The sequence below is a fragment of the Arthrobacter sp. SPT-J7 genome, from assembly GCF_059089965.1.
On sequence record NZ_JBNHFF010000267.1, the window covers coordinates 1 to 4,037 of the forward strand.

A 4,037-nucleotide genomic window follows, 5' to 3' on the forward strand; every position below is an offset into this window, starting at 1 on the left:
TCCGGCTTGCGCACGGCAGATCCTTGTCCCTGCCCGCCGCGAAGAATGGTGAGAATGTCCGCCATTTCCTCCAGTGAAAATCCCAGCGGCTTCATCTGCTTGATAACCATCAGACGTTCGAAGTCATCCTCTGAATAGACGCGGAACCCGCCTTCGGTCCGTGCTGTCGCGGGAAGCAGGCCCACCTCGTCGTAGTGGCGGATGGTCCTCAGAGACAGGCCCGTCCGTTCTGCCAGTTCACCGATGTGCATGGTGGTGCTGCCGGTTTTGGCCGTCATCAGGGATCTCCATTTCTTGCCGGGTTCCAAACTCTACCATCACGTTAAGGTAGAGTTCCTGTGAGTGGCGAGACCTTCAAGCGTGATTCCCCTCCTTTCGGCGCGGTGCTGCGCCCCTTCATTCTTCAAGAAATAGCGAAGACACCGTCGTGTCTTCCTGACCATGAACGGAGCCAGCAATGGCCGTCAAAAGCGCTGGGGAAGCCCAGGCCTACACCCCCGAGCAACTCCAATCGGTCCGGGAAACTCTGAAGTCCCCGCGCCGGCTCAAGACCGAAGTCCTCGCCGGGCTCGTCGTCGCCCTGGCCCTGATTCCGGAAGCAATAGCCTTTTCCATCATCGCCGGGGTCGACCCACGGCTTGGCTTGTTTGCGTCCTTCACCATGGCTGTCACCATTGCCTTCGTCGGCGGGCGGCCGGCCATGATCTCCGCGGCCACCGGTGCGATCGCCCTGGTCATTGCCCCACTGGTGAGGTCCCACGGCGTGGACTACTTCATCGCCGCGGTCATCCTCGCCGGGATTTTCCAGATCATCCTCGGCCTTTCCGGGGTGGCGAAGCTGATGCGCTTCATCCCGCGCTCGGTGATGGTGGGCTTCGTCAACGCCCTGGCCATCCTGATTTTCATGTCACAGGTCCCCGAGCTGATCAATGTCCCGTGGCTGGTCTACCCGTTGGCAGCCCTGGCCCTCGTGATCGTGTTCGGCCTGCCCAAGCTCACCAAAGTCGTGCCCGCCCCGCTGGTAGCGATCGTCGTCCTGACCCTCATCACTGTCCTGGCCTCGATCGTCGTGCCGACCGTGGGGGACAAGGGCGAGTTGCCGGACTCGCTGCCGTCGCTGTTCATCCCGAGTGTTCCGTTCACCCTGGAGACCCTGCAGGTGATCTTTCCCTTCGCAGTGGCCATGGCGTTCGTTGGCCTGCTCGAGTCCCTGATGACCGCAAAGCTCGTTGATGACATCACGGACACCCGCTCCCACAAGACCCGCGAGGCGTGGGGCCAGGGCGTGGCCAACATCGTCACCGGCTTTACCGGGGGCATGGGCGGCTGCGCCATGATCGGCCAGACCATGATCAACGTCAAAGCTTCCGGCGCCCGCACCCGCATCTCCACCTTCCTCGCCGGCGTCTTCCTGCTGATCCTTGTGGTGGCCCTGGGAGGGGTCGTGTCGGTGATCCCGATGGCAGCGCTGGTTGCGGTGATGATCTTTGTTTCCTGGGCCACGTTTGACTGGCACAGCATCCACCCCCGCACCCTGAAGATGATGCCCAAGAGCGAAACCATGGTTATGGCGGCCACCGTCATCGTCACCGTTGCCACGCACAACCTGGCCATCGGCGTCGGCGTCGGCGTCCTCGTGGCCATGGTGCTGTTCGCCCGCCGCGTGGCGCACTTCGTGACCGTGGAGCGGACCGTCACCACTGCCGGGGGACACGAAACTGCCACCTATGTCGTCAACGGCGAACTCTTCTTCGCCTCCTCCAACGACCTCTACACGCAGTTCGAGTACGCGCTGGATCCCGAGCACGTGGTGATCGACATGCACGCCTCCCACCTCTGGGATGCGTCCACCATCGCCGCCCTGGACGCGATCACCGAGAAGTACAGGCACCACGGCAAGGACGTGAAGATCATCGGGCTGAACGATGCGAGCACCACCATGCGGGAGCGCCTTGGCGGGAAGCTTGGCGCCGGCCACTGACCCGAGCAGCCGAACACCGGCTGTCAGGCCCTGGTTTTCCGCTTCAGCCATCCCAGGCGGCATTGGCGCCAGCTGATCCTCGGGCTCAGTGTCCGGGCACAGCCGCGGACCGTGTGGGTTGCCAGGCAAGTGGCACTCATTCGGGAGCGCACTGCCCCTTCCGTGCCCAAATCTCCACTTGTAAGATGTGGACCGGAGAGCCGGGAAGCCTGGTCGGCCCGCATGCGGAAACGACTGCGGCATGCCCCTGGTAACCGCCTCGGGCGTGATTGCTGCGACCAAGGAACGGCCATGCATCCAGAATCATCTCCCGTCGTCTCCACCACACGGCTAGTTAAGAACTTCGGGCGGGCGGCCGCGCTCGCTGGCCTGGACCTGTCCGTGATGGCCGGGGAAGTCCACGGCTTCCTGGGCCCCAACGGGGCGGGGAAGTCCACTACCCTCCGGATACTGCTGGGCCTGATCCGCCCGACGTCGGGAACGGCAAGGGTGTTTGGCCTCGACCCGTGGACTGAACCGGTGCGGGCCCACCGGGACGTCGCTTACGTCCCCGGGGACGTGACGCTGTGGCCGAACCTGACCGGGGGCGAGGTCATCGACCTTCTGGCCGGGCTCCGCGGTGGCGCGGACGAAGGCCTGCGCCGGCAGCTCATCGAGGAGTTCGACTTCGACCCGAAGAAAAAGGCCCGGACCTATTCAAAAGGTAACCGGCAGAAGGCGGCGCTGATAGCGGCGTTTTCCCGCCCGGCCAGGCTCTACCTGCTGGACGAGCCGAGCTCGGGCCTGGACCCGGTTATGGATGCCGTATTCCGCCGGCATGTCCGCAGGGTCAGGGACGACGGGGCCACAGTGCTGCTGTCAAGCCATATCCTGGCCGAGGTGGAACAGCTCTGTGGCAGGGTGACCATCATCCGCTCCGGGGCCGCGGTGGAGACCGGGACCTTGGCCGAGCTTCGGCATCTCACCCGCACCCGCTTCCGGGTCACCTCCGCAGCTAAACCGGAGGCATTGTCATCGGTACCGGGCATCCACGATCTCCGCACCGACGGGACGGCACTGGAGTTCGACGCCGACACAGAGGACCTCGGGTCCGTCCTGGATGCTTTGGCTGCAGCCGGCGTTACGGGCATCACTGCCGCACCTCCGTCCCTGGAGGAGCTGTTCATGCGCCACTACAACGAACAGCCCATCGCGCGGAAGAGCCAGGTCCTGTGATGGGCGCCGTCGTTCGCCTTGCCCTGCTGCAGGCACGCGGGGACCGCGGCGTCCTCACCACTTGGATTCTGGGCATCGCCGGTTTGGGTTTGGCGGCAGCCACCGCCGTCACTACACAGTTCAGTGCGGACAACGATCGGGCCGCCCTGATCGCAGTTGCTGCTGCCAGCCCCGCATTCCTCTTCCTCCGGGGGCTTCCGGACGGCATCAGCTCCGGAGCGGTCACCTTCTTCCAGGGCTATTCCTTCACCGCAGTGCTGGCAGGGCTGATGAGTACATTCCTGGTGGTACGACACACCCGGGCGGATGAGGACCAGGGCCGCTTCGAGCTGGTGGGCTCCACTCCCGTGACCCGGGTGTCGTCCCTGTACGCAACCGTGCTGCTCGGCACCTGCGCCAACGTGGTCCTTGCGCTGGCTGTGTCCGCCGGCTTCGTCGGGGCGGGGCTGCCAGTTGCGGGATCGTTCCTGGCGGGGGCAGCTGTGGGGGCTGTTGGGCTGTTCTTCATGGCGGCCGCCGCACTGGTGGCGCAGTTGATGCCCTCAGCGCGGAGCGCCAACGGTGCAGCGGCGGCGCTCGTGGGCGGGGCATACCTGGTCCGGGGCGCCGGTGACGCCCTCGGTGCCTCCGACGCGTCACTGCAGCACGTCACCCCCGCGTGGCCGTCACTTTTTTCGCCCATCGGCTGGGGCCAGCGCATGAGTCCCTTCACGGATGCTGACGGCTGGCCGTTGCTGGTCATTGCAGCCGGGGCGGTGGTCCTGGCAGGGGTTGCCGTGGTGCTCCGCCGTAGCCGGGATCTCGGTGCCAGCTACATTCCTGCGGATGAAACAGGGCCGGA

Annotated in this window: 3 protein-coding genes and 1 pseudogene; 3 read left to right on the forward strand and 1 reads right to left on the reverse strand. The window is 65.1% G+C overall.

All coding sequences use genetic code 11. From position 1 onward, the window contains the following. Nucleotides 1-278 (reverse strand): MerR family transcriptional regulator (locus AC5RWX_RS31045; RefSeq protein WP_494100043.1); only part of this gene is annotated, 278 nt, incomplete at its 3' end. Between the two features lie 179 nt (nucleotides 279-457). Between AC5RWX_RS31045 and AC5RWX_RS31050 the strand changes: the two genes are divergently transcribed. From AC5RWX_RS31050 to AC5RWX_RS31060, 3 genes and pseudogenes are all read left to right on the forward strand, one after another. After that, a complete protein-coding gene (locus tag AC5RWX_RS31050) occupies nucleotides 458-1,981 on the forward strand; it encodes a SulP family inorganic anion transporter (protein WP_494100044.1) in 1,524 nt (507 codons plus the stop codon). A 291-nt stretch (nucleotides 1,982-2,272) separates the two neighbouring features. Continuing rightward, nucleotides 2,273-3,196 carry an ABC transporter ATP-binding protein gene (locus AC5RWX_RS31055; protein ID WP_494100045.1) on the forward strand — a complete coding sequence of 308 codons (924 nt, stop codon included), beginning with the start codon at nucleotides 2,273-2,275 and terminating at the stop codon, nucleotides 3,194-3,196. After that, a pseudogene (locus AC5RWX_RS31060) lies at nucleotides 3,196-4,037 on the forward strand (ABC transporter permease); the annotation flags it as partial. The gene AC5RWX_RS31055 and the pseudogene AC5RWX_RS31060, both read left to right, overlap by 1 nt.